The 23,064-nt window shown below is 73.1% G+C and carries 21 protein-coding genes and 1 pseudogene; 9 read left to right on the top strand and 13 right to left on the bottom strand.

The genetic code is table 11. The annotated features are described in order from the left end of the window. Positions 1-2 precede the first annotated feature (2 nt). Positions 3-728, bottom strand: coding sequence for an SDR family NAD(P)-dependent oxidoreductase (locus ACFV9G_RS18405; protein ID WP_378728947.1), 726 nt, complete (start codon positions 726-728; stop codon positions 3-5). Next, on the bottom strand, positions 725-1,732 hold the full coding sequence (locus tag ACFV9G_RS18400) for an alpha/beta hydrolase (RefSeq protein WP_378728946.1): 1,008 nt from the start codon (positions 1,730-1,732) through the stop codon (positions 725-727). Before ACFV9G_RS18400 ends, ACFV9G_RS18405 begins: the two co-directional genes overlap by 4 nt. Positions 1,733-1,884: 152 nt before the next feature. Between ACFV9G_RS18400 and ACFV9G_RS18395 the strand changes: the two genes are divergently transcribed. Both ACFV9G_RS18395 and ACFV9G_RS18390 read left to right on the top strand, forming a co-directional pair. Next, entirely contained in the window at positions 1,885-2,460 is a 576-nt protein-coding gene (locus tag ACFV9G_RS18395) for a flavin reductase family protein (RefSeq protein ID WP_378728945.1), read from the top strand. A 41-nt stretch (positions 2,461-2,501) separates the two neighbouring features. After that, positions 2,502-3,365, top strand: a complete 864-nt coding sequence (locus ACFV9G_RS18390; protein ID WP_378728944.1) for an IclR family transcriptional regulator — start codon at positions 2,502-2,504, stop codon at positions 3,363-3,365. Positions 3,366-3,953: 588 nt separating this feature from the next. On the opposite strand, the gene ACFV9G_RS18385 is transcribed toward ACFV9G_RS18390, so the two are convergent. Beyond that, positions 3,954-5,102: a hypothetical protein gene (locus tag ACFV9G_RS18385; protein WP_378728942.1), complete on the bottom strand. Its 1,149-nt coding sequence runs from the start codon at positions 5,100-5,102 to the stop codon at positions 3,954-3,956. Positions 5,103-5,197: 95 nt separating this feature from the next. On the opposite strand from ACFV9G_RS18385, the gene ACFV9G_RS18380 reads away from it, so the two are divergent. After that, positions 5,198-6,235 (top strand): hypothetical protein, encoded by a 1,038-nt coding sequence (locus ACFV9G_RS18380; RefSeq protein ID WP_378728941.1) that lies wholly within the window; start codon positions 5,198-5,200, stop codon positions 6,233-6,235. On the opposite strand, the gene ACFV9G_RS18375 is transcribed toward ACFV9G_RS18380, so the two are convergent. Beyond that, the gene (locus tag ACFV9G_RS18375; RefSeq protein ID WP_378728940.1) at positions 6,207-6,989 is read right to left on the bottom strand and encodes a tyrosine-protein phosphatase; all 783 of its coding nucleotides are present in this window, start codon (positions 6,987-6,989) and stop codon (positions 6,207-6,209) included. The genes ACFV9G_RS18380 and ACFV9G_RS18375 overlap by 29 nt on opposite strands. A gap of 156 nt (positions 6,990-7,145) precedes the next feature. On the opposite strand from ACFV9G_RS18375, the gene ACFV9G_RS18370 reads away from it, so the two are divergent. Next, entirely contained in the window at positions 7,146-7,757 is a 612-nt protein-coding gene (locus ACFV9G_RS18370; RefSeq protein ID WP_378728939.1) for a hypothetical protein, read from the top strand. Positions 7,758-7,760: 3 nt separating this feature from the next. On the opposite strand, the gene ACFV9G_RS18365 is transcribed toward ACFV9G_RS18370, so the two are convergent. The 5 genes from ACFV9G_RS18365 to ACFV9G_RS18345 are packed head-to-tail and all read right to left on the bottom strand — an operon-like array spanning position 7,761 to position 13,641. Beyond that, positions 7,761-8,624: an SDR family NAD(P)-dependent oxidoreductase gene (locus ACFV9G_RS18365; RefSeq protein WP_378728938.1), complete on the bottom strand. Its 864-nt coding sequence runs from the start codon at positions 8,622-8,624 to the stop codon at positions 7,761-7,763. Beyond that, the gene (locus tag ACFV9G_RS18360; RefSeq protein ID WP_378728936.1) at positions 8,621-10,162 is read right to left on the bottom strand and encodes a pyruvate, phosphate dikinase; all 1,542 of its coding nucleotides are present in this window, start codon (positions 10,160-10,162) and stop codon (positions 8,621-8,623) included. The genes ACFV9G_RS18365 and ACFV9G_RS18360 overlap by 4 nt, the downstream gene beginning before the upstream one ends. 20 nt (positions 10,163-10,182) lie before the next feature. Continuing rightward, positions 10,183-10,935, bottom strand: a complete 753-nt coding sequence (locus ACFV9G_RS18355) for a glucose 1-dehydrogenase (RefSeq protein ID WP_378728935.1) — start codon at positions 10,933-10,935, stop codon at positions 10,183-10,185. Positions 10,936-10,955: 20 nt separating this feature from the next. Further along, positions 10,956-11,978 carry a 2Fe-2S iron-sulfur cluster-binding protein gene (locus ACFV9G_RS18350; protein WP_378728934.1) on the bottom strand — a complete coding sequence of 341 codons (1,023 nt, stop codon included), beginning with the start codon at positions 11,976-11,978 and terminating at the stop codon, positions 10,956-10,958. Between the two features lie 7 nt (positions 11,979-11,985). Then, entirely contained in the window at positions 11,986-13,641 is a 1,656-nt protein-coding gene (locus tag ACFV9G_RS18345) for an FAD-dependent oxidoreductase (RefSeq protein ID WP_378728933.1), read from the bottom strand. A 187-nt stretch (positions 13,642-13,828) separates the two neighbouring features. On the opposite strand from ACFV9G_RS18345, the gene ACFV9G_RS18340 reads away from it, so the two are divergent. Genes ACFV9G_RS18340 through ACFV9G_RS18330 form a run of 3 tightly spaced genes read left to right on the top strand, consistent with a single transcriptional unit; the run spans position 13,829 to position 16,996 of the window. Beyond that, positions 13,829-15,025: a hypothetical protein gene (locus ACFV9G_RS18340; RefSeq protein WP_378728931.1), complete on the top strand. Its 1,197-nt coding sequence runs from the start codon at positions 13,829-13,831 to the stop codon at positions 15,023-15,025. Beyond that, a complete protein-coding gene (locus ACFV9G_RS18335) occupies positions 15,022-15,813 on the top strand; it encodes an SDR family oxidoreductase (protein ID WP_378728930.1) in 792 nt (263 codons plus the stop codon). Before ACFV9G_RS18340 ends, ACFV9G_RS18335 begins: the two co-directional genes overlap by 4 nt. A 25-nt stretch (positions 15,814-15,838) precedes the next feature. Beyond that, positions 15,839-16,996 (top strand): sulfotransferase family protein, encoded by a 1,158-nt coding sequence (locus tag ACFV9G_RS18330; protein WP_378728929.1) that lies wholly within the window; start codon positions 15,839-15,841, stop codon positions 16,994-16,996. A gap of 10 nt (positions 16,997-17,006) precedes the next feature. Here the strand turns inward: ACFV9G_RS18330 and ACFV9G_RS18325 are convergent, their stop codons facing one another. The 3 genes from ACFV9G_RS18325 to ACFV9G_RS18315 are packed head-to-tail and all read right to left on the bottom strand — an operon-like array spanning position 17,007 to position 19,905. Then, positions 17,007-17,879: a TIGR03619 family F420-dependent LLM class oxidoreductase gene (locus ACFV9G_RS18325; RefSeq protein WP_378728928.1), complete on the bottom strand. Its 873-nt coding sequence runs from the start codon at positions 17,877-17,879 to the stop codon at positions 17,007-17,009. Then, positions 17,879-18,373 (bottom strand): nuclear transport factor 2 family protein, encoded by a 495-nt coding sequence (locus ACFV9G_RS18320; RefSeq protein ID WP_378728927.1) that lies wholly within the window; start codon positions 18,371-18,373, stop codon positions 17,879-17,881. The genes ACFV9G_RS18325 and ACFV9G_RS18320 overlap by 1 nt, the downstream gene beginning before the upstream one ends. Further along, positions 18,370-19,905, bottom strand: coding sequence for an FAD-binding protein (locus tag ACFV9G_RS18315; RefSeq protein ID WP_378728926.1), 1,536 nt, complete (start codon positions 19,903-19,905; stop codon positions 18,370-18,372). The genes ACFV9G_RS18320 and ACFV9G_RS18315 overlap by 4 nt, the downstream gene beginning before the upstream one ends. A gap of 147 nt (positions 19,906-20,052) precedes the next feature. Here ACFV9G_RS18315 and ACFV9G_RS18310 point away from each other — a divergent pair. Further along, positions 20,053-20,220, top strand: a pseudogene (locus tag ACFV9G_RS18310) (NAD-dependent epimerase/dehydratase family protein); the annotation flags it as partial. Between the two features lie 500 nt (positions 20,221-20,720). Further along, a complete protein-coding gene (locus ACFV9G_RS18305) occupies positions 20,721-22,430 on the top strand; it encodes a PEP-utilizing enzyme (RefSeq protein WP_378728925.1) in 1,710 nt (569 codons plus the stop codon). A 4-nt stretch (positions 22,431-22,434) separates the two neighbouring features. On the opposite strand, the gene ACFV9G_RS18300 is transcribed toward ACFV9G_RS18305, so the two are convergent. Further along, a complete protein-coding gene (locus ACFV9G_RS18300; RefSeq protein WP_378728924.1) occupies positions 22,435-23,046 on the bottom strand; it encodes a flavodoxin family protein in 612 nt (203 codons plus the stop codon). Between the last annotated feature and the right edge of the window lie 18 nt (positions 23,047-23,064).

The raw sequence follows: 23,064 nt of genomic DNA, 5'->3' as shown, positions 1-23,064 counted from the left end.
GTTCAGGCGCTCAGGCCGCCGTCGACGGTGTGGTCGCCGCCGGTGCAGTAGGCGGCCGCGTCGCTGGCGAGGTAGGTGACGAGGGCGGCGACCTCGCGGGGTTCGGCCGCCCGGGACAGGGGTACGGCCGACCAGTCGACCTGGTCGGCGCGCATCATCGGGGTCTCGATCGGGCCCGGGCACACCGCGTTGACCCGGATCCCGCGCTCCCCCAGCTCGAGGGCCGCTGAGCGAGTGACGCCGCGGACGCCGAACTTGGTGGCGGAATAGACGAGGGCGTGGCGGTGGCCGGCGAGCCCGGCGGTCGAGGAGATGTTCACGATCGCGCCGCCGTCGGCCATCGACCGAGCCGCTGCCCGGGTGCCGAGCACGGTGCCGCGCAGGTTGACGTCGAGGACCAGGGCGATCTCGTCATCCGCCATCTCCGCGAGCGGGGCCTTGCGATAGACGCCGGCGTTGTTGACGAGTACGTCCCAGTGGCCGTGCTGCTCGAGGAGTCGCGCGGTCGCGCGCTGCCAGGCGTCCGGGTCGCGGACGTCGAGCTCGGCCGCTTCGGCGCTGCCGCCGATCTCCTCGGCGGTGCGGGTGGCGCCGGCCAGATCGGTGTCGGCGAGGACGACGTGGGCACCGGCGTCCGCGAACGCTGCCGCGACGGCCGCACCGAGCCCGCCGGCCGCGCCGGTGACCAGCGCGACCTTGCCGGTCAGGTCGATGACGGGGGCGGTCATGCCGGTGCCCCTGCCGCGGACTCGACGGAGAGCAGGCGGCGCATGTCGGCGTACAGCAGCTCGCGGGCGGACGCCCCTGCGCGCAGCGCGAGGATGGTCAGAAAGCCGTGGAACAGGCGCGGGTAGGTCCGGGCGAGGACCGGGACGCCGTCGGCGGCCAGCCGGGCGGCGTACGCCTCGCCCTCGGAGCGCAGCGGGTCGGCACCGGTGACCACGACGACCGCGGCCGGCAGTCCGGCCAGGCTCGCGGCCCGGCTGGGCGCGGCCAGCTCGGGCGGCTCGGGGAGAGTGCGGTCCGCACCGAGATACTGGTCCCAGTACCAGCGCATCGCGGCCGCGGTGTTGAAGTGGCCCTCCGCGTAGGTCTCGAAGCTCGGGGTGTCGCACGCCGGGTCGATCACCGGGTAGAGCAGCGCCTGCCCGGCCAGCGCCGGGCCGTTACGGTCGCGGGCCATCAGGGCGACTACGGCGGCCAGGTTGCCGCCGGCGCTGTCGCCGGCGACCAGGACGCGCGCCGGGTCGGTGCCGAGCTCGTCGTGGCGCTCGCTCGCCCAGACCAGGGCGGCGTACGCGTCCTCGGCGGCGGTCGGCGCCCGGTGCTCGGGGGCGCGCCGGTAGTCGACGGACACCACGACCGCGTCGACCTCGCGGGAGAGCTGTCGGCAGAAGCCGTCGTGGCTCTCGACGTCGCAGAAGACGAAGCCGCCACCGTGCAGGAAGACGACCAGCGGACGGCGTACGTCCTCGGGTCCATGGGGCCGGTAGACCCGGGCGCCGATCCGGCCGGTCCCGGTGTCGATGCCGACGTCGGTGGCCGAGAGGACGTCGTCGGCGTTCGTGAGCGGCGTACGACGGGCGGCGACCGCCGCGCGGGCGTCGGCTGCGGCCATCGTCTGCACCGGCGGGAAGCCCTCGTTGAGGAGCGCCAGGAAGCGGGCGACCTCGTGGTCGATCACGACGCCGCCGGCCTGGCTGCTCGACGGGCTGCTTGCGGGCTGGTTCACCGGTCCTCCTTCCGGGGTGGTGCGGGACCTCGAACGGTGGCGCGTCGGACGGCATCCCGGGGCGGCGGTCCCATCCAACGGGACCCTCGGGCAGGTTCCCGATGAACGGGACAGGCGAGCCCTGCCTCCTCGACCGCACCTACCGTCGAGGAATGACCGCCTTCGCGCTCCCGACCGCTCCGCAGAGTCCTCCGGCCGAGCCGCTCGACCCGACCCCGGAGGGGATGCGCCGCGCCATGGGCGCCTTCGCGAGCGGGGTCACCGTGGTGACGGCGGTGGCCGACGGGGAGCCGGTCGGCTTCACCTGCCAGTCGTTCGCATCGGTCTCCCTCGAGCCGCCGCTGGTGATGTTCTGCGCCGGGCGGGAGGGGCGCGCCTGGGGCCGGATCCGTTCGGCCGGCACGCTGTGCGTCAACGTGCTGACGGAGGACCAGATCGAGGTCTGCGGTCGCTTCGGCTCGCGCACCGGGGCACGGTTCGAGGGCCTGGACCACGAGCTGTCCGCCTGGGGAGCCCCCTCGCTCCCCGGCGCACTGCTGCGGGTGCACTGCTCGCTCGAGGACGTACACCTCGCCGGGGACCACGACATCGCGGTGTGCCGGGTGCTCGGTCTGGAGCTGGGCGCGGAGGTACCGCCGCTGGTCTTCCACCGCGGCCGCTTCGGGCTGGGTACGCAGCGGCCGGTCCAGGCCGCAGATCTGTGGGGATGGAACGACCGGTGGGGCTGAGAAGTCCTATCATCGAAACTGTCCGAGGAGGCGACAGACCCGTGGTGACGCAGGCCAAGAAGAACCGCACCGACAGCGAGGGCAAGGACGCCCCGGTCTCGATGGTCGGCCGGATCGCGCTCATCATGAGGGTCTTCGACGAGCCCGGCGCGCGGTTCCGCCTCGACGAGATCGCGGTCCGCACCGGCCTGCCGCGCTCCACGGTCCACCGGATCCTCGACCAGCTGCTCGTCACCGGGTGGATCCAGCGGCGCCCCGACGGCTACGCCCTCTCGGCCGGAGCCTCCGCCGCTCGGCACTCGCTGGTCGAGCACCCCGAGCTGCGCGCGGTCGCGGCACCGGTGCTCAACCGGCTGCACCTCGACACCGGGCTCATGGTCCACCTCGGCGTGCTGATCGGTGACGACGTGCTCGTGCTCGACCGCATCTCCGGCCGCGGCCCCACCGGCGTGCCCACCACCGTCGGCAGCAGGGTCCCGGCCCATGCCACCGCGATGGGCAAGGCGATGCTCGCCCGGCTCCCTGCCGAGGAGATGGACGCGCTCTACCCGGCAGGCGTCCCCAAGCGCAGCCCGCGCACGATCGGCGACCTCGCCAGCCTGCACCAGGAGCTGGCCCGGGTCCGCACGCACCACGGTCTCGCCTACGAGAACCAGGAGCTCGTCCTGGGGGTCTCGGCGCTGGGGGCCGCGGTACAGGACGAGGGGCTGCTCGGTGCGATCTCGCTGGGCGGCCAGGTCCCGTTGGAGAAGCTGCAGCGACTCGGTCCGCTGGTCCTGCGCGCGGCAGCGCACATCAGTCAGCGGCTGGCCGGGCGGGACGTGGTGGCCGAGGTTGTTCGGCCTAGTACGGACGGGGTTCTGGGGAGGTTGTTACAGACTTTGCCGGCTGACGGTTGGGTCTAGGCTGTCGCGTCGCGTTTTTTCGGGGCTGGTCTGGGCCCCACCCGGAGGCTCCTCGGAAGGGTAGATGTTGCGCGGTGAACGAAAATTCGTTCACCGCCAGCACCGCCAGCACCGCCAGCCGCCAGCACCGCTGGTCGAGCCGCGAGGCCGCCTGCGGCCGAGCGTGTCGAGACCAACACGGCACGATCAAGCGCGAAGGGCACCGTGTTGGTCTCGACACGCCTCCGCCTAGCGGCTCCGGCGGCTCGACCAACGGGGGTGACCGAAAATTCGTTCACCCCCGGCGCCCCTACGACCGGGGACCCACCCCGGTGAAAGAGAATTTTCTTTCGCCAGCACAGCGCGAACGAACATTCGTTCACCGGAGCTGCCAAGCCCGTCCCCAACGGAAATCTCCGCGCCAAACCCCTGCCGCCGGCCCGATAGCCAGCCATCTTTTTTCTCGGCGACGGCCGGTGTCAAGGACCGCGAAGCGGCCGGCGAAGCCGGCGGCCGCAGGCCGTCCTTTACTCCGGACGCCGCCGAGAACACCCTCCAAGAAAGGGTCGGCGGCAAACACCAACCACCAAAGACGCCAACCAATGCCACTCACCACCACCGATCAGCAATATCCATCCCATACGCCCAGCGCCCATAGATCGAGAGCGTCTCCTCGACCGCGTTGGCCGCGTTGGTGATCGCCACCTGCGCGTCCCGCCAGGCCCGCTGCAGCGGGTGGCGCCGATCGAGCGCCTCCTCCCCTGCGGCGTCGAGGAAGACGCCGATCGCCCGCACCGACCGCTCCACGGCGAGGACCTGGTCGCGGCGAGCGCGGATGGCCAGGCCGTTGTCGTGCGGATCGTTGGCGCGGGCGTGCTCGTGGAGGGTGCCCAGGTTGCGGGTCAGCTGGAGCCAGGACGCGTGTACGTCGGTCAGCGCCCGGGTGACGGCGGGCACCGCGGCCACCTCTGGGCGGTCCGCGACCAGCGCGTCGTAGGCCCCCTCGGCGGCGCCGATCAGGGGCGCCGCGACGGCGTGGGTGTGCACGGTGGCGTACGGCATCCGGTAGAGCGGCGCCAGGGCGGCCGCGGAGGCGATGTCCTGCTGCTGGGTCCGCTCGGTGGAGCCGAAGGTGCGGTAGGCGGGTACGAACGCGTCGCGGACGGCCAGGCCGTCGGCGCCGACACCGCGCAGGCCGGTGGGGTCCCAGGTCTGCTCGACGACGTAGTCGGTGGCCGGAACCAGGGCGCTGACGAAGTCGACGGGACGACCGTCGTCGTCGAGGAGGAGGCTGCCCAGCAGCGCCCAGGATGCGTGCGCGATGCCGGTGGACGTACGCCACCGGCCGGTGAGGCGGTAGCCACCCGGCACCGGGACCAGCTGGCCGCCGGGCGTGTAGGACGAGGCGAGGTAGGTCCCCGGGCCGCCGGCGCGGACCTCGTCCTGGGCGCGTTCGTCGAAGATCGCCAGGTGCCACTCGTGGGCGCCGAAGAGCGAGGCGACCCAGCCGGTGGCCAGGCAGGCGCGCGAAAGCAGCCGCACCCCGCGGAAGAACTCGACCGGGTCGGCCTCGAGGCCGCCGCGGCTCACCGGCCGGAGCAGCCCGAAGAACCCGGCGCGGTCCAGCGACCTCAGCACCCGGGCGTCGACGGAGCCGTTCAGCTCCACCTCGGCCGCGCCGCGGGACAGCTCCGGAAGCATCGCCCGTACGTCGTCGAGCACTCGGTCCGATGCCAGTGCCATGGCTGGTTCGCTCACCTGCCCCATCCTCCTCCGTGTCGTCGCCCACCGGCGTGTCCCGGCGAGTGCGACAGACCCGCTGCCGGCCCTCCGCCAGCACTACCATGCCCCTCATGGAGCCCACCGTCCACGAGCGCGTCGTCGAGGTGCTGCCCCGCATCCGTGAGGAAGCGGCCCGCACCGAGGCCGAGCGCCGCATCCCGACCGAGGTGCTTGCGGCCCTGCTCGACGCCGGCGTCTTCACACTCGGCGCGCCGGCCGACCGTGCCGAGCGCGCCGAGCGGTTGCTCGACGTGGTCGGCCTCGTCGGCGGCGCGTGCGGCTCGACCGGCTGGGTGACCGCGCACGCGGCCGCGGTCCCGTGGCTCCTCGACCTCTTCCCGCACCAGGCCTGGGCCGACCTGCGCGGCGAGGCAGGCGTCGACCCGCTCGTCGGCTTCTCGCTGGAGGCTGCCGGCTCGGTCCGCGAGCACGAGGACGGGCTGCTCGTACGCGGCCGCTGGTCCGCCGTGACTGGGGCCGCGCAGGCCGGCTGGCTCATCCTCGCCACCCGGCACAGCTCCGACGGCGAGCCCGGGCCGGTCGGGCTGGTGCTGGTGGAGACCGCCGCGGCGCGCCTCGAGAGCTCGGTCGACGCCGTCGGCCTGACCGCGTGGGGTGCCCAGGACGTACATCTGAGCGACGTGGTCGTCCCCCGTCACGCCTGGGCCGGGGTCGGCGACCGCGCGCCCGGGCTGGCACCGGTCGGCGCGATCGTCGCGATGGCGCTCGTGGGTTCCGCCCGGGGCGCCCTCGACCTGCATCTGGAGCAGCTGCGGCAACGCGTCGAGCTCACCCAGGCCGGTGAGGAGGTCACTGCCCGCGACCTCTCCCCCGCGCGGGTCGCCCGGGCCGCGTCCTCGCTGGACGCGGCCGCGCTGGTGCTCGGTACGCCCACCGACGCCGACCCGGACGCGCAGGCGCGCAACCCCTTCGACGACCAGCTCTACGCCGTGGAGCGGGCCGTCGAGGCAGTCGGGCTGGTCTTCGCCAGCGTGCGCAGCCATGCCCTCGACAACGACGACCCGGTGGCGCGGCTGTGGCGTGACGTACGGATCGGGGCACATCATGCCCGGGCCCTGGTCAATCGGCTGCGGATGTTGGGGGCGTGACCAGCGCGTCCCGGAGCGCGGTCAGCTCGTCCTCGGCGAGCCCGTGGCGCAGCAGGAACTCGGCGGCGCCGCCGTGGGTGGCGCGGAGGGTCTCGACGAACCGCCTGATCGCGGCCGCCTTGACGCCCATGACACCCTCCGCGACCGGCGGCAGGTCGCTGTAGGCCGGGATCTGTACGAGCCGCTCCCGCACCCGGTGCTCGCGCTCGGCGGTCAGTGCGTAGTCCTCGACGATCGCCTCGGCCCGTACGCCGACAGCGTCGAGCAGCACGGCCGCGAGCACGCCGGTGCGGTCCTTGCCGGCAGCGCAGTGGAAGAGGACCGAGTGCCGCTCGGGGTCGGCGACGTTCCGGGCGGCGGTCACGATCGAGGCGGCGCTGCCGGCGAGCAGCTGCTCGTAGAGCAGCCCCAGGTCTGTCTTACGCGTGTCGGGCATGACCACGTCGCGCACCGTCGAGTCGCCCTTGCGGATCGGCAGGTTGACCACCGTCGGGCCGGCCTCGCCGAGCAGGCCGTGTCCCTCACGGGCGGCCTCGTCGTGCAGCCGCAGGTCCAGCAGCGTACGGATCCCGAGGCCGTCGACGAGCAGGGCGACGTCGTCCGCGGTGGCCTGCTGCGGGGTGCTGGCCCGAAAGGCCACGCCGAACCTGGTGCTTCCGCCGCCTTCGACGGGCAGCCCGCCGAGGTCACGTACGTTGTCCACCGCCGCCAGCTCGGTCCACCTGCTGCGGCGCTCCTCGCCCACCACGCTCATCCGTCCTCCGTCGATCGTCGTCCAGGGTGTCGGCCCCACGATCTCCCGCCGGACCCGGTCTCCTGGCAACCGTCCCGCTCACTGGGAGCGGCGTCCGTCACAGCCCTTCACCGGGCGATGGTTGCCGGACGTGATCGTGAGTGAGAGGAGAGCGCTGTGTCCGACATGGACCTGCTACGCATCGTGGAACTGAAGGGCCGGGTCCGGCCGGGCGACGTGGCCACGCCGTTGGGTGTCTCGACCGAGGAGGCCGGTGACCTGCTGGCCGAGGCGGTGTCGCGCGGACTGTGCGAGCCGGCAGGCGCGGCGTACCGGCTCTCCGCCGTCGGTCGCGAGCACCTGGCCGCGCTCCTCGACGCCGACCGCGCGACGGTCGACGGCCCGGCGCTCGGCGCGGCCTACGACGAGTTCTGCGAGGTCAACGCCGACCTGAAGGGCATCATCACCGCCTGGCAGATGAAGGACGGTGCCACCCCCAACGACCACACCGACGCGGCGTACGACTCCTTGGTGCTGGAGCGGCTGGCATCCCTGCACACCCGGGTCCTCCCGCTGGTCGGTCGGCTGGGTGAGCTGGCGCCGCGCCTGGTGCGCTATGCCGCCCGACTGCAGCACGCCCAGGACCAGATCGCCGCCGGCGAGACGATATGGGTGGCCCGGCCGATCCTGGACAGCTACCACACGGTGTGGTTCGAGCTGCACGAGGACCTGATCCAGCTCAGCGGCCGCACCCGGCTCGAGGAGGCGGTCGCCGGCCGGGCACACTGAGGCCTACCTGACGACAGCCGGGTTGAACTCGAGCGGCCCGCCCAGCATCTCCCGGTGCGAGGGCGGGCTGCTGCCGTCGGTGTCGGTGACCCCCAGCTCGCGAGCGAGCTCGGCGCCGATGACCGTACGCCCGCTCCAGCGCATCCGCTCCGGGTGCGCCAGCAGCGCCGCGAGGATCCTTCCGGTCAGCTCCGGGGACTCGGTGCGCGCCGCGAGCTCCCCATATCTGCCCGGGTCGCGCGCCAGGCCGGCGAGCGTCCGTTCGGTACGCAGGATGCCCATCCACACCGATACCACCGCCACCTGGTGCGGGGCGAGGTCGACGGCCAGGTCGTGCGCGAGCTTGTCGACGCCGGCCTTGACCGAACCGTACGCCGGTCCGTGCAGGTAGCAGCCGCCACCGAAGGACGAGGTGTGCGCGACCAGCCCGCCGCCGACGGTGAGGAGCGGGGCGGCGTGCCAGGCAGCGACGTAGGAGGAGCGCAGCCCGACGTCGAACATCTGCTGGTGCGCGAGCGGCTTCTCCCAGAACGGCCGGTCGTCGGTGAGCCCGTCGGGCAGCGCGATCGCGTTGTTGACCAGGACGTCGAGCCGGCCGTGCTCGCGGCGTACCCGGTCGAAGAGCGCCGCGACCGCGGCGTCCTCGGCGTGGTCGCACACGACCGGGATCCCGGCGCCGCCACGGCGGTCGCACTCCGCGGCGGTCCGGGCGATCCCATCCTCGGAACGGCCGGTGACGTACACGGTCGCGCCGGTGGCGGCCAGCGCCGCCGCGATGCCGGCGCCGGCCCCGCGGCTGGCGCCGGTGACCACCGCGACCGTGCCCTTCCCCGTGCCCTTCGCCGTGCCATTCGCCGGTGCGCTCACCGCTCGAGTGACTCGAAGGCGGCGAGGATGCGTTCGGCGGGAGGCATCGCGACCACCTGGGCGCGGGCGGCGCCGGGGAGCTGCCTCTCGGCCCAACCGGCCAGCCGCCTCAGGAACGGATCGGCGGTCGGGTCCGCGGCGGCGGCCTCGACCCGGCCCTCCCAGACCTGCCCGGTGGCACCGTCGACGGTGATCTCGCGGCCCGCCAGGAGCGCCAGGGCCCCGGCCCCGCAGCCCACGACGCAGGGCCGTGCGATCTCCCGGCTGACGACCGCGGCGTGCGATGTCGCGCCGCCGTACTCGGTGACGATGCCGCGCGCGGCGAGCATGCCGTGCAGGTCGTCCGGCGAGGTGGTCGAGCGCACCAGGATCACGTCCTCGCCGATCTCGGCGCGGACCTCGGCCTCGTCGGGGTCGGTGACCGCGACGCCGGTCGCGAGACCGGGGCAGGCGGCCTCGCCGGTGACCAGCGGATCGCCGAGCCCGGCACCGGTGCCGGCGGCGAGGACGCCGCGTACGTGCTCCGGGGTGACCCGGCCGACCGCCTCCTCCGGCGAGAGCAGGCCCTCGTCGACGAGGTCGACGGCGATCCGGACAGCCGCTGCGGCCGAGCGCTTGGCGGATCGGGTCTGGAGCAGCCAGAGCCGGCCGCCCTCGACGGTGAACTCGATGTCCTGGACGTCCCGGGACGACACCTCGAGGGCGCGCGCGGCATCCATCAGCCGGGCATGTGCCCCGGGCAGCTCGACGGCCAGCGCCGCCAGCGGCTGCGGGGTCACCCGGCCGGAGACGACGTCCTCACCCTGGCCGCGCGGCAGCCACTCGCCGAACGGCTCCCGGGCGCCGGTGCTCGGGTTGCGGGTGAACAGGACGCCGGTTCCGGAGTGGTCGTCGAGGTTGCCGAAGACCATCGCCTGGATGGTGACGGCGGTGCCGAGGTCGCCGGCGATCCCCCGGGAGGCCCGGTACGTCACCGCGCGCGGCGACTGCCAGGAGGCGAAGACGGCGCCGACGGCCGCCCGGAGCTGGTCCCACGGGTCGTCCGGGACCTCGCCCTGCTCGTCGGCCAGGACGGTCTCGCGATACTGCCGCACGAAGCGCTCGCGGGTGTCGCTCACGTACGCCTCGTCGCCGCTCTCCGCGGCGAGCCCCGCGCCGGCGGCCGCGGTCAGGCCGAGGTTGAGCACCGTGTCCATCATCCCGGGCATGCTGACCGGCGCACCGCTGCGCACCGAGACGAGCAGCGGGTGCTGGTCGTCGCCGAAGCCGCGGCCGGTCTCCTCCTCGAGGAAGGCGATGCCCTGGCGTACCTGCTGCCACACCTCCTCGGGCACGGCTCCCCCGGCGGCGTAGAAGTCGGCGCAGCACCCGGTGGTCAGGGCCACCGCCGGCGGCACCGGCAGACCCTGGGCGCGCATCGCGTTCACGCTCCACGCCTTGCCGCCGATCGCGGCGCGGTCGAGCTCGCAGGTGCCGTCGAGACGGACCACCTCGGAGGCGATGCCCGCCGCCATCTTGTCGATCATGCTGGTGACCATTTCTCTCCTCTGGGAAGCGATTAGAAGACCGTGCCGCTGAGCGCGCCGCCGTCGACGACGAACTCGCTGCCGGTGCAGTAGCCGGACTGGTCGGAGACCAGGTACGCCACGAGCGGCGAGACCTCCTCGGGCCGGCCCCAGCGCGGGATCGGCACCTGGGCGAAGGCCTCGGCGCCGTCGGTGTCGCTCTGGCCGGGCGTACGGCCGGTCATCGGGGTGGCGATGCCGCCGGGGTGGATCGAGTTCACCCGGATGCCGCGCGGGCCGAGCTCCTGGGCGGCCGCCTTGGTGAGCCCGCGCACCGCGAACTTGCTGGCCGTGTAGGCGCTGAGGCCGGAGGAACCGACGAACCCGTTGATCGAGGACACGTTGACCACAGAGCCGCCGCCCTGAGCCAGCGCATCGGTGGCGGCCTTGAGGCCCAGCCAGGCGCCGGTGAGGTTGATGTCGAGGACCCGCCGGAACTCTTCGACGTCCATGTCGGCGATCGGCCGGAACGTCAGCACGCCGGCGTTGTTGACCAGGCCGTCCAGACCTCCGTACGTGGCCTTCGCCAGCCCGACGACATCGGCCCAGTGCTGCGGCGAGGTGACGTCGAGGTGCGCGAAGACCGCCGACTCGCCGAGCTCGTCGGCGAGCGCCTTGCCGTCCTCGTCGAGGATGTCGCCGATCACGACCCGGGCGCCCTCGGCGACCAGGTGGCGGGCGTGCGCGGCACCCATGCCGCGCGCGCCTCCGGTGATGATGACGACCTTGTCGTCGAGCGTTCCCATCGTAGGTTTCCTCCGGTCGATCATTCGTAGGTGACGCGTACGTCGTCGGTGAGCGGGACCGCCTGGCAGGCCAGCGTGTAGCCGTCCTCCAGGTCCTCGCGGCCGAGCACGGTGTTGCGCAGCAGCTTCACCTCGCCGTCCAGGACCAGGCAGGTGCACGCACTGCAGGAGCCCTCCCGGCAGGAGTACGGAGCCTCGAGCCCGGCCGCGAGCAGAACGTCGAGCAACGGGGTCTCCCGCTGCCAGCCGAGCGTGCGGGTCTCGCCGTCGAGGGTGACCTCGACGGTCGGCTCGCCCTCGACGACCTCACCGCCGGAGGTGCCGGGCGAGGGTGCCGCGAACGGATCTCCCTCGAGCGAGACGAACCGCTCCACGTGGACCGCGCTGCGGGGCAGGCCGGCCTCGGCGAGCGCCTGCTCGGCGAGCGCCATGAACCGCTCCGGCCCGCAGACGAAGGCCTCGCGCTCGGGATGGGGTCCGGCCCAGGCGGCGAGGTCGCCGGCACTCGGCAGGCCACGGTCGCTCTCCAGCCAGTGGGTCGCCACGACCCGGTCGGGATGCCGGGCGGCGAGCTCGTCGAGCTCGGCACGGAAGATCACCGACTCCGGGTCGCGGTTGGCGTAGAACAGCGCCACCCGCGCGTCGCCGCGCAGGGCCGCCTTGAGGATCGACATCACCGGGGTGATGCCGCTGCCGCCGGCGACCAGGAGCAGGTCACCGTGGGAGGCGGCCGGGGTGAACACTCCCGACGGCGGCAGGACCTCGAGCTCGGCGCCGGCCTCGACCTGGTCGCAGAGCCAGTTGGAGCCGCGCCCGTCGACGACCCGCTTCACGGTCATCTTCATCGGCTCACCGCCGCCGGGGTCGCTGGCCAGCGAGTAGCAGCGGGCCAGGTCGCCCTCGGCGTGCGGCACCCGCACGGTCAGGAACTGCCCGGGCCGGTAGACGAACCGGTCGGCCGCCTCGGTCGGCGCCTCGAGGACGATCGACCGGGCGTCGGCGGTCTCCTCGATCACGTCGACGACGCGCAGCCTCACGGACATGGCGAGCTCACCTCTCCCCGGCAGCGTGCCGGGCGGCGACGTACCCGAAGACCATGGCCGGCCCGATGGTGGCGCCGGCACCGGCGTAGTCGTTGCCCATGACGGAGGCGGCGGCGTTGCCGGTGGCGTACAGGCCCTGGATCGTCGCGCCGGAGGCGTCGAGGACGCGGGCGTGCTCGTCGGTCAGCAGACCACCCTTGGTGCCGAGGTCGCCGGCCTCGATCCGCACTGCGAGGTAGGGGCCCTCGGCGACCGTGCCGAGCACGGGGTTCGGCAGGGTCGGGTCGCCGTAGTAGCGGTCGTAGGCGCTCTCGCCGCGGCCGAAGTCGTCGTCGCGGCCGGTAGGGACCATCGCGTTGTAGCGGGCCACCGTCGCCTCCAGGGTCCCGGCGGGGACACCGATCGCCTCGGCCAGACCGGCGATGGTGTCGGCGCGGTGGGCCAGCCCGGACTCGTACCAGGTCTCGGGGAGGTCCTTGCCCGGGATGACCGCGCCGAACGGGTAGCGGCGGCGGGCGGTCTGATCCATCACGAACCACAGGTAGGGGTGGCCGCCCTCGATCTGGGCGTGCACGAAGGTGACGTACGGCGAGGCCTCGTTGGCGAACCGCTCCCCCTGCGGGGTGACGATCAGCGAGTTGGGGATGGAGCGCTCCGCGACCAGCGCGTGCACCTTGCCGTCGGGGCGGCGGATCGAGGGCATCCACCAGGCGTCGTCCATCAGGTCGACGGCCGCGCCCACGGCCTGACCGGCCGTGATGCCGTCGCCGGTGTTGGACTCTGCCCCGCCGGACACGTCGTCGCGGCCGACCTCGGGCAGGTGCTCCTTGCGCATGGTCTCGTTGTGGTCGAAGCCGCCGGAGGCGATCACGACGCCCTTGCGGGCCCGGATGCGTACGGCGTCGCCGTCGTGCCGGACGACCGCGCCGACGACGGTCCCCTGCTCGTCGCGGACCAGGTCGAGCAGCGGCGAGTCCAGCCAGACCGGTACGCCGGCGTCGACCAGGCTCGCCCGCAGCCGGGCCACCAGCGACTGGCCGAGAGAGACCATCCGACGACGGCGCAGGCGGTTGAGCACGCCCTGGACACCGAGCCGGAAGGCCGTCCGCCGCCCGAGCCAGGTGCGGGTCAGCATGTTGAGCTTCACGTAGTCGGCCGAGGTGATCACCAGCCCGCCGGGCACCTTCATGCTGCTGCCCCGCAGCGTCTCGGCGAGGTCGCCCAGGAGATCCAGGTCGAAGGGCGGGCACTCCACGGAGCGGCCCTCGGGACGACCGCCCGGAGCCTCGGGGTGGTAGTCGGCGTAGCCGGGGCACCAGGAGAACTCCAGGTGCCGGGTGCGGGCGCCGAACATCTCGAACATCGCGGGACCGTGCTCGACGTACGCCGCCAGCCGGCTGCGCGGGATGCGGCCCTCGGTGATGTGCTCGAGGTACTCGATGACCCGCTGCGGCGGGTCGGTCACGCCGGCCTTCGTGACGGCCGGGTTGTTGGGCACCCAGATCCCGCCGCCCGAGAGTGCGGTGGTGCCGCCGTAGACCGGCGCCTTCTCGACCAGCAGCGTCTCCAGGCCCTCGAGGGCACCGGTGAGCGCGGCCGTCATGCCGCCCGCGCCGCTGCCCACGACCAGCACGTCGACCTCGTGGGACCAGCCTGGCGTCATGTTTCCTCCTGCGTTTCGGGTGCGAAACCCCAAGGAACCGCGTGAACCGGCTCCGTGGTGAGGAAGTCCCACCCAGCGAAACCTCCGTCCTGGTTCCGGTCAGCGGGACCTCGGTGCCACGGCCGCCCGGCCGTCCCTAGCGTCCCGACGGCCAGCACCTCGCAGGTCACCCGGCAGGAGGAAGTCCATGACGGACGTACGCATCCAGGAATCCCGTGGCGTCGCACAGCTGACCGAGGCCATCGCCGAGGCGGAGCGGATCGTGCGCTCGGCCCCGCACGTCGACGACGCGCGCGATCTGGCCGAGGGGCTCGACTACCTGGCCGGACTGGTCAAGGTGGCGCTGGGCAGCGCCTGGGCCGGCGACCCGGAGGATCCGTACTTCGCCCGGCCCTCGACGCCGTGGACCAAGATGGGTCTGGACAACCCGGACACGCTCTACTTCGCCGCCCAGATCACCGGCGATGCGGAGTACGTCGTGACCGGCACCCGCGGCACCTGCGCGGACCTGGTCTTCCAGGTGCTCGGTGGCTCGCACGCCGGCAGCACCGCCCCGGCCAGCCACCTCGCCTTCGACGACCGGGACTTCCCGGTCTCCCCCGACGGCGGCTTCGAGCTCCGCTTCGGTCCGCCGCGGGACGACGCCGGCCCCGGCTACTTCACGCTGGCACCCGACTCGTCCCGGCTGTTGGTTCGGCAGACATTCAGCGACTGGGCCGGCGAGCAGGCAGGCACGCTGCGGGTGCAGCGGGCCGACCGGATCGGCGCGCCCGCCCGGCCGCTCACCCTGGAGACCGTGGAGTCCCGCTACGCGCGGGCCGGCCGGACCCTGGTCGGCTACGCCCGCACCTTCCTGGAGTTCGTCGAGCTCTTCTATCTCGACCAGCCGGTCAACACGATGTACGCCCCCAAGTCCACCCCCGGTGGCCTGACCAGCCAGTTCAGCTCGGCCGGCCACTACGACCTGCGGGCGGACGAGGCGCTGGTCGTCACCGTGCCCGCCTCCGGGATGCCCTACCAGGGGATGCAGCTCGGCAGCCGGTGGTACGTCTCCCTCGACTACGCCAACCACCAGACAAGCCTCAGCACCGCCCAGGCGCACGTCGACCCCGACGGCAAGATCCGGTTCGTCATCAGCCACCGCGACCCCGGCCTGGCCAACTGGCTGGAGACCACCGGCCACGCGCGGGGCTATCTGCAGATCCGCTGGCAGCGCGTCGACCGGCCGCTCACCGAGGCCGACGGCCCGACCACCGAGGTGGTGCCCTTCGCGAGCCTCCCCGAGCGGCTCCCCTTCCACGACGGTCAGCGGGTCACGCCGCAGCAGTGGTCCCGGCGCATCGCCGACCGCCAGGCCGCCGTCGCCGACCGGATGCTGTCATGAGCGACCCGGTCTCCGGGGTGCTCGCCGGCAAGGTCGTCCTGGTCGCCGGGGTGGGCCCCGGGCTCGGTCGGGCGCTGGCCGAGCGGGCCGCCGCCGCAGGCGCGGACCTGGTGCTCGCCTCGCGGAGCGCGGCACGCCTCGAGGAGCTCGCCGGGGAGCTGCGTACGATCGGACGGCGGGTGCTCGCCGTCCCCACGGACCTGACCAACCCTGGCGGCGTGGCCGCGCTCGTCGAAGCCACGCTCGCCGAGCACGGGCGGCTGGACGCGGTGCTGCACAACGCCTACCACGCACCCTCGCGCGAGCCGCTGCTCGAGACCGGCCTCGACACCGTCCGCGCGGAGCTCGAGTCGCCGCTGATGGCCCTGGAGCTGGTACGCCGCTGTGCACCCGCCCTGGCCGCGTCCCGAGGTGCCGTGGTGGTGATGAACTCGATGATCATCCGCAACCGGCTGCCCGGGTTCGGGGCGTACCGGATGACGAAGTCGAGCCTGCTCGCGCTCGCCCGGAGCCTCTCGATCGAGCTCGGGCCGCAGGGGGTCCGGGTCAACTCCGTGGCGCCGGGCTACATCTGGGCCGACGCCGTGCGCGACTCGTTCGCCAAGGCGGCCCGCGAACGGGGCACCACGCCGGACGCGATCCACGACGAGATCGCCGGCGGGACCGACCTGCGGCGCCTGCCCCGCCCCGATGAGATCGCCGACGCAGCGCTCTTCCTCGCCTCCGACCTGGCCCGGGCCGTCACCGGGCAGTGCCTCGACGTCACCGCCGGCGCCACCCACCACTGACCCCATCGCTGACCCGGGAGGAACCATGTCCGTCCCCATCTCGACGCTCGCCGATCAGCTCCACGAGCGTGCCGTCGCGCGCACCGGGCTGGCCGACTTCGGCGACTCCGACCACCATGAGCCCCTCGCCGTGCTGCTCGAGGCCTACACGGCCGAGGCCGGTCTCACCGAGGCCGGCTGGGCGAAGATCACCGAGACACTGGTCCAGTCACTCGCCTCGCGGCTGCGCACCGAGGCCGCCTGGCGCTCGCACCCCGGACACGTCGCGACGCCGGTGGCGCGGCCGGTGTTCGTGACCGGTCTGCCGCGCTCCGGCACCACGGCCCTGCACCGGCTGCTGTGCGTCGACCCGGCCCACCAAGGACTGGAGATGTGGCTCGCGGCCGCGCCCCAGCCGCGTCCCGCCCGTGAGGAATGGCCGGCGAACCTCGACTTCGTCACGATGCAGGCGGCCATCGACCGGCGCAACGCCGCCGTCCCCGGCCTCAAGGGGATGCACTTCATGTCGCCCGACGCCGTCGAGGAGTGCTGGTGGCTGGAGCGGCAGGGCCTGCGCTCGCTCGCCTTCCCGAGCGTCGCGCACCTGCCGGCGTACACGCGCTGGCTGGCCGGACAGGACCAGACCGGGACGTACGCCCGGCACCGGCGCATCCTCCAGCTCATCGCCATGACGAGCCCGGAGCGGCGCTGGGTGCTGAAGAACCCGGGCCACCTCTTCTCGCTGGACGCGCTGCTCGCGGTCTACCCCGACGCGCTCGTCGTGCAGACCCATCGGGACCCGCGCTCCGTGATCGCCTCGGTGAGCAGCCTGACCTCCCGCACCTCCCGCGGTCACTCCGACGTCTTCACCCCGCCCGTCGTCGGGCGCGACAGCCTCGAGCTGTGGGCCGGCGCGACCGAGCGGTTCCTCACCGAGCGCGCCCGGCACGATCCCGGTCGATTCGTGGACGTGCACTACGACGAGTTCGTCGCCGACCCGGTCGGCACCGTCGCCCGGGTCTACGCCGCCCTCGGGACGCCGTTCGACGAGCCGGTGCGCGCGGCCGTGGTCGCGGCCGACGACGTCAGCCGCCGCGGCGAGCGCCGGCCCGACCACCGCTACTCGCTGGCGGAGTTCGGGCTGAGCGAGGGCGAGGTGGCCGAGCGTTTCTCGGCCTACCTCGCCGCTCACCCGGTCCACTGAGGGCGCTCGGTCAGAACCGGGAGATGACGTCGTCGGCGAAGCGACGAACGGACTCCAGCCGGGTCGCCCGGTCGGCGAGCCCGTGCCCGAAGAACCGCCACGGCGCAAGATAGACGTCGGTGACGCCGGCCGCCGCCAGCTGCCGGAAGCCGTCGACGTCGGTGACGCCGACCGGTGAGGCCCAGACGGCGAAGTCCTCCTCGTCGCGGCCGTGGTCGCGGCGCAGCGCGTGGAGCCGGGCGATGGCCCGCTCCAGGTCGGCGTAGGGCACGTTGGCCGCGATCCAGCCGTCGCCGAGCCGCGCCGCCCGGCGCAGGGCGGCGTCGCTGTGTCCCCCGACGAGGATCGGCACCGGGGCGACCGGGGCGGGTGCGACCATCAGCCGGTCGAAGTCATGGTGCGTGCCGTGATGCTCCACCCAGCGCGGTCCGCCGCCACAGATCAGCCGCAGGATCTCGATCGCCTCGTCGCTGCGAGCGCCCCGCGTACGCATCTCGGTTCCCGTGAACAGGAACTCCTCGAGGATCCACGACATCCCGACGCCGAGCGACACCCGGTCCCCCGACAGCACGGCCAGCGAGGCGACCTGCTTGGCCAGCAGCAGCGGCTCGCGCAGAGGCAGCTTGAGCACCGAGGGCTGGAATCGGATCCGGTCGGTGACCGCGGCCAGCGCGGCGATGGTCACCAGCGGGTCGGGCATCGGCGTCTCGGGCGCCCACATCCGCCGGCCGTCCGGAGTGAACGGGTAGTCGCCCGTCACCTGCTCGGGATAGAAGACCGAGTCCGGCAGCGAGACGGCGTCGAACCCGACACTCTCCGCCAGCTGCGCCAGCTCGGCCAGCTCCTCCGGCGGCACCATCGCCACCGACATCGCCCACCGCATCAGGGCAGGTCGAGCATCTGGTAGGGCGTGGCGCGTACGTCGAAGCTCGGCATGTCCTGGAACGAGACCGTGGTCTCGCAGAACCGGTCGTAGCGGATCGCGGTGACCAGCCAGCCGCGGTCGGGGTCGCGCCGGTAGGTGTCGTGCGAGACCGAGGCGCCCTCGACGACGTAGCCGATGTCGGTGCAGATCGTGCGGTCCGACATCGTCCAGGTCGCCGTTGCCCGGTCGCCGTCGATCTCGATGCTGGGGTGGCCGAGCTGGTGCACGGTGATCCGGTGCTCGTCGAGACGCGACCGCAGCTCCGCGACCAGCGCCTCGGCGCCCTCGGTGACCAGGTCGGGGCGGTAGCTCGCGGTCATCTCCGGCGCCAGCGTCGCGGCCACGCCGTCCCAGTCGCGCAGGTCGACGCCGCGTACGTAGCGGTGCTTGAGCTCCATGATCGCCCATCGGTCCGCCGACTGCCGGTCCGTCGTCATCGGGTCCGTGGTCATCGCTCCTCGCTCTCGGTCAGGTGCTGGATCGCGAGGTGGCTGAACGCCATGCTCGCGGCGATCGGGTTGCCGCCCGCGGGGTACGTCGTGCCGCTCACGGCTGCCATCGAGTTGCCCGCCGCGTAGAGCCCAGGGATCACCTCGCCGTCCCTCGCCAGGACCCGGGCGTGCTCGTCGGTGCGCAGACCGCCCTTGGTCCCGAGGTCGGAGAGCCCGAATGCGGCCGCATGGAACGGACCCTCGGCGATCGGGACCAGCGGCGAGCCGCCGCCGGAGAAGGCCCGGTCGTATGGCTCGTCGCCGCGACCGTGGTCGTCGTCCCGGCCGGTCTCGGCGAAGCCGTTGAAGCGCTGCACGGTCGCCTCCAGCTCCTCGGCCGGAACGCCGATCGCCTCGGCGAGCCCGCCCAGCGTGTCCGCAGTGTGCCAGAGCCCGGCGGCGACGTACTCCTCCTGCGGCGCGAGCGGCAGTGTCGTCGAGCGCACCGGCGGAGCCAGCCCCTCGCGGTCGTCGTAGACCATCCAGTACGTCGTCCCGACGGTCCCGGCACGCTGGCCGTCGATCACGGCGCGGCCGATCCGGTCGTAGGGCAGCGACTCGTTGACGAAACGGCGGCCGTCGCGGTCGACGAAGATGCCGCCGGTGAACCAGAGCGAGAACGAGGTGGTGCCGTCGGGATGCGCGAGGCCGGGAGCCCACCAGGCCTGGTCCATCAGGTCGGTGTCCGCGCCGATGTCGATCGCCGCCCGGATCGCCCGCCCCTGGTTCCCCTCGGGACCCATCGCGCCGGTGACGCTGCCGGGCACTCCGTGCTCGGTCCGCATGGCGGCGTTCTGCTCGAAACCGCCCGAGGCGATCAGGACGCCGCGGCGGGCACGGATCCGGCGGGGCCCGTCGGCGTTCTCGGTGACGATGCCGACGACACGGCCGCCGTCGACCACCAGCTCGGCACAGGCGGTCTCCGGCCGCAGCTGCGCCTGCGGCAGCCGCGAGAGGGCCAGCAGCAGCCGGCCGATCAGGGCCTGGCCGCCGACGAGCTCGGCGGGCGCGTGCTCGCCGGCCCGGTCGACCTTGAGGGTCGGCCGCACGGTGCCGGCGAGCGGACCGAGCTCGGCCGGGTCCAGCGTGAGCGCGCGGATCTGGCGGACCTCCCGCGCACCCGGTACGCCGCCGTAGTAGTCCGGCCACGGGAACGGCTCGAACACCAGCGCCTCGTCGGTGAGCAGCTCGTCGACCAGCCGTGGACCTGCCGCCAGGAAGGCGTCCTGCAGCGTCTGCGGGGTGCGGTCGCCGACGACCGCGCGGAAGTAGTCCCGTGCCTCGTCGGCGTCGTCGGCCACGCCGCCGTCGCGGAGCACCGCGTTGCCGGGGAACCACATCCCACCGCCGGAGTAGGCGGTCGTGCCGCCGTAACGGTCGCTGGCCTCGACCAGCAGCACGTCCAGCCCTGCTCGCGCAGCGGCCCAGGCACCGGTCAGGCCGCCTCCGCCGGCACCTACAACTACGACATCGTGCTCTTCGTCCCAGGTCATCACCGGGCCGACACTGCTCGCCCGACACCGTCCCGTCGCACGCTGCTCCCGCTGAGTGAGACTCCGTTATGTGACCGCGGCCACACCGTGGAGTCTCTCTCGGAACGGCCCACCGCGGGCCTCACGACGACGCGAGGAGGAGGACGCATGCGTGTCCTGATCACGGGAGTTTCCGGACCGGCCGGCCGAGACCTGTCCCGGCTGTTGTTGGCCGGCGGGCACGAGGTCGTCGGCCTCGACACCGAACGGCACCGCTACGTCGATCCTCGTGTCGACCTGGTCGTCGCCGATGCCACCGACGACACGGCACGGGACCGGGCGGTCACGGGCTCCGAGGTCGTCGTCCATCTGGCCGGCGAGGGGCACCGGGCACTGGCCGAAGCCGCGGCCCGGCACGGCGTACGCGTGATCCTGCCGGTCGTTGCCGGGGACGACTCCCCCGCCGAGACCGCGCTGACCACCGCCGGCGCCCAGCTCCTGGTCGTCCGCTCCGCCCCACCGGCGGGGCGCCGGGGCGACGCCGACGCGCTGCGGACCCTCGCCGGACTGTTGCGCACGGACGGTCCCTGGCAGGTGCTCCATCACGACGACCAGACCCGCTTCCTCGCCGACGCCGTCTCCGAGCGGGTCACCGGCACCGTCGAGCTGGCCGCACCCGGCACGGTGACCGCTGCTCAGGCCCGGGACCTGCTCACGACTGCCGGCGTACGTCCTCGGCTGCGCGGCGTCCGGCCGGTTACGGCTGGACCGCGACCGAGGCCGTCGAGGACCTGGTCCGCGCCCTGGTCGGACGCACCGTCAGGCGAGGGGAGGCCGTGCTGGCGCCCGGCCGCTTCGCGCTGCCGGCGTACGTCATCCCGAACAACCTGCCCGCCGGCGACGGCGGGACCTTGGAGCCCGTCGGGCCGCCGGAGCTGCAGGGCGAGTTCGACACCCTGCTCGACCCGCGGCTGTCGGTGCTCACCGCGACCAACACCTCCGAGGCGATGCCCGGCCCGATGACCCCGATGACGCTGGATCTGCAGGTGGCCGCGATCCGCATCTCCAACGAGGACATGGGCATGATGCTGTCCCTGGAGGGCACGGCCCTCGACCAGCAGTCGAGCATGGTCGTGAGCACGCTCGGCCACTGCGTCTACATCAACGCCTCCGTCGGCGTGAACATCGTCGAGAACATGCCCGGCTGGGACGAGGCCTCGGTCCGCCGCGACGCCTACGGCAACATCCCCGAGCACGTGGTGTTCCGGCCCGAGGGTGGCCCGCCGATGCCGACCGGCCTGGCCAAGCGCCGGGCCACCCTCCGCGCGACGACCCAGGTCATCAACCGCGCCCGCAGGTTCAAGGAGGAGGCCGAGCGCATCAACGCCGCGGCCCGCCGTGAGGTCCTCGACGCCGACCGGATCGCCGCTCTCGACAACGCCCAGCTGCACGCCCGCGCGCTGCTGTGGCGCGACCGCTTGGCCCACGGCTGGTGCGTCGCCTCGATCGGGGTGATGCTCACCAGCGCGGCCGGTGCGATACACGAGCGCGGCAAGGACCCCGAGCCGGTCAACATCGACGTCGAGCGGCTCGAGTCCGCCCGCACCATGCTGGCCGTGGAGCGCCTCGCCGCAGTGCTACGCGGCCGTCCGGAGCTCGTCGAGCTCGCTCGCGCAGGCCGGGTGGACCAGCTCCGCGCAGCCTCTCCGGAGCTCGCCGCCGCGCTCGATGCCGAGCTGGCCGAGATGGGCCACCGAGGCCCCGGAGAGTGCGAGCTGGAGAACCCCGCCTTCGCCTCCAGCCCGCAGATGCTGGTCTCCTCCGCCGCCGGCGCTGCGCAGCAGCCCGCCCCGCGGCGCGACCCGGTCACCCCGCCGCGTACCCGGACCGGCCGGATGGCGGCCGGTGCCACCCTCGCCCGCGAACGCGGTCGCGACGGGGTGGTGCGCTACACCCACGCGCTGCGGCTGGCGGTCGGCGAACAGGGCAGACGCCTGGTGGACCACGGCCTGATGGACGAGCCTGCCGATGTCTTCTACCTGACCCTGGACGAGGCCTTCGCCGCCCCGGACGACCTGCGGCAGCGGGTCGCCCGCCGCCGGGACCAGCGCGTACGCCTCGCCGCGATCCGGATGCCCGACGTCGTCGTCGGGAAGTGGGAGCCGGAGCTCGACCACGAGCAGCTCGAGGTCGGCGGCGAGCTCACCGGCATCGGCGCCTCCCCCGGCACCGTCGAGGGTACGGTCCGCGTGCTGCGCGGCCCCGACGACGACATCGAGCCCGGCGACATCCTCGTCGCCTCGGTCACCGACGTCGGCCACACCGCGATGTTCGGCTACAGCTCGGCCGTCGTCACCGACATCGGCGGCGCCGCCTCGCACGCTGCCATCGTCGCCCGCGAGTTCGGCATCCCGTGCGTCGTCGACACCAAGCACGCCACCACCAGTCTGCGCGACGGGCAGCTGGTCCGGGTCGACGGAGTCACCGGCACCGTCACCCTCCTCGCCGACGCTGCCGCATCCGCCACGGAGGAGACCGCCGTGTGACGACTCACTCCCCTGCCGGATAGGGCGACGCGGCCAGCAGACCCGCGAGATGGGCGAGGTTGCGTGACATGGTCCTCGTGGTTCCCGCGGTCGTCTCCGGGGTCGGCACCTTGTCTTTGTAGTCCACGCCCTGCATGGCCTCGCCGACCCAGTACGTCGACCCGCCGGCGGGAATGGTGAAGCCGACGTCGCTGAGCGCCTGGCAGAGCTCGGCGGTGACATGGTGGGCACCGTCCTCGTTGCCGACCACGCCGATGCCGGCGACCTTGTCGTAGGTCAGCATCCGGCCGTCGTCGTCGGTCTCGCCGAGCTCGGCGTCGAGGCGCTCGAGCACCATCTTGCACACCGACGACGGCTGGCCCAGCCAGATCGGGGTGACCAGCACGAGCACGTCCGCGGCGAGCATCCGCTCGCGGAGCTGCGGCCACGCATCGCCGTCACCCTCGTCGGTGCTCACTCCGAAGCTGACCTCGTGGTCGACGACCCGAACCATCTCGCCCTTCACCCCGTGGTCCAGGAGCGCCGAGAGGATCTGGGATCCGAGCAGCTCCGAGCTGGACTCGCCGGGTGAGCGTTTCAGGGTGCAGTTCAGGATCAGGCAGGTCGGTGACGTCATGCCATCAGGTAACCCACG

Source organism: Nocardioides sp. NPDC059952, assembly GCF_042730435.1.
Lineage (GTDB): Bacteria > Actinomycetota > Actinomycetes > Propionibacteriales > Nocardioidaceae > Nocardioides.
The sequence above is the reverse complement of the archived record's forward strand: the minus strand, read 5'-3'. Positions and strand labels throughout refer to the sequence as shown.

Bases quoted from the DNA above. Each gene is read 5' to 3' on its own strand.
- ACFV9G_RS18405 (WP_378728947.1), bottom strand. From the start codon at position 728: ATGACCGCCCCCGTCATCGACCTGACCGGCAAGGTCGCGCTGGTCACC.
- ACFV9G_RS18395 (WP_378728945.1), top strand. From the start codon at position 1,885: ATGACCGCCTTCGCGCTCCCGACCGCTCCGCAGAGTCCTCCGGCCGAG.
- ACFV9G_RS18380 (WP_378728941.1), top strand. From the start codon at position 5,198: ATGGAGCCCACCGTCCACGAGCGCGTCGTCGAGGTGCTGCCCCGCATC.
- ACFV9G_RS18375 (WP_378728940.1), bottom strand. From the start codon at position 6,989: ATGAGCGTGGTGGGCGAGGAGCGCCGCAGCAGGTGGACCGAGCTGGCG.
- ACFV9G_RS18360 (WP_378728936.1), bottom strand. From the start codon at position 10,162: ATGGTCACCAGCATGATCGACAAGATGGCGGCGGGCATCGCCTCCGAG.
- ACFV9G_RS18355 (WP_378728935.1), bottom strand. From the start codon at position 10,935: ATGGGAACGCTCGACGACAAGGTCGTCATCATCACCGGAGGCGCGCGC.
- ACFV9G_RS18350 (WP_378728934.1), bottom strand. From the start codon at position 11,978: ATGTCCGTGAGGCTGCGCGTCGTCGACGTGATCGAGGAGACCGCCGAC.
- ACFV9G_RS18345 (WP_378728933.1), bottom strand. From the start codon at position 13,641: ATGACGCCAGGCTGGTCCCACGAGGTCGACGTGCTGGTCGTGGGCAGC.
- ACFV9G_RS18340 (WP_378728931.1), top strand. From the start codon at position 13,829: ATGACGGACGTACGCATCCAGGAATCCCGTGGCGTCGCACAGCTGACC.
- ACFV9G_RS18335 (WP_378728930.1), top strand. From the start codon at position 15,022: ATGAGCGACCCGGTCTCCGGGGTGCTCGCCGGCAAGGTCGTCCTGGTC.
- ACFV9G_RS18330 (WP_378728929.1), top strand. From the start codon at position 15,839: ATGTCCGTCCCCATCTCGACGCTCGCCGATCAGCTCCACGAGCGTGCC.
- ACFV9G_RS18325 (WP_378728928.1), bottom strand. From the start codon at position 17,879: ATGCGGTGGGCGATGTCGGTGGCGATGGTGCCGCCGGAGGAGCTGGCC.
- ACFV9G_RS18320 (WP_378728927.1), bottom strand. From the start codon at position 18,373: ATGACCACGGACCCGATGACGACGGACCGGCAGTCGGCGGACCGATGG.
- ACFV9G_RS18315 (WP_378728926.1), bottom strand. From the start codon at position 19,905: ATGACCTGGGACGAAGAGCACGATGTCGTAGTTGTAGGTGCCGGCGGA.
- ACFV9G_RS18300 (WP_378728924.1), bottom strand. From the start codon at position 23,046: ATGACGTCACCGACCTGCCTGATCCTGAACTGCACCCTGAAACGCTCA.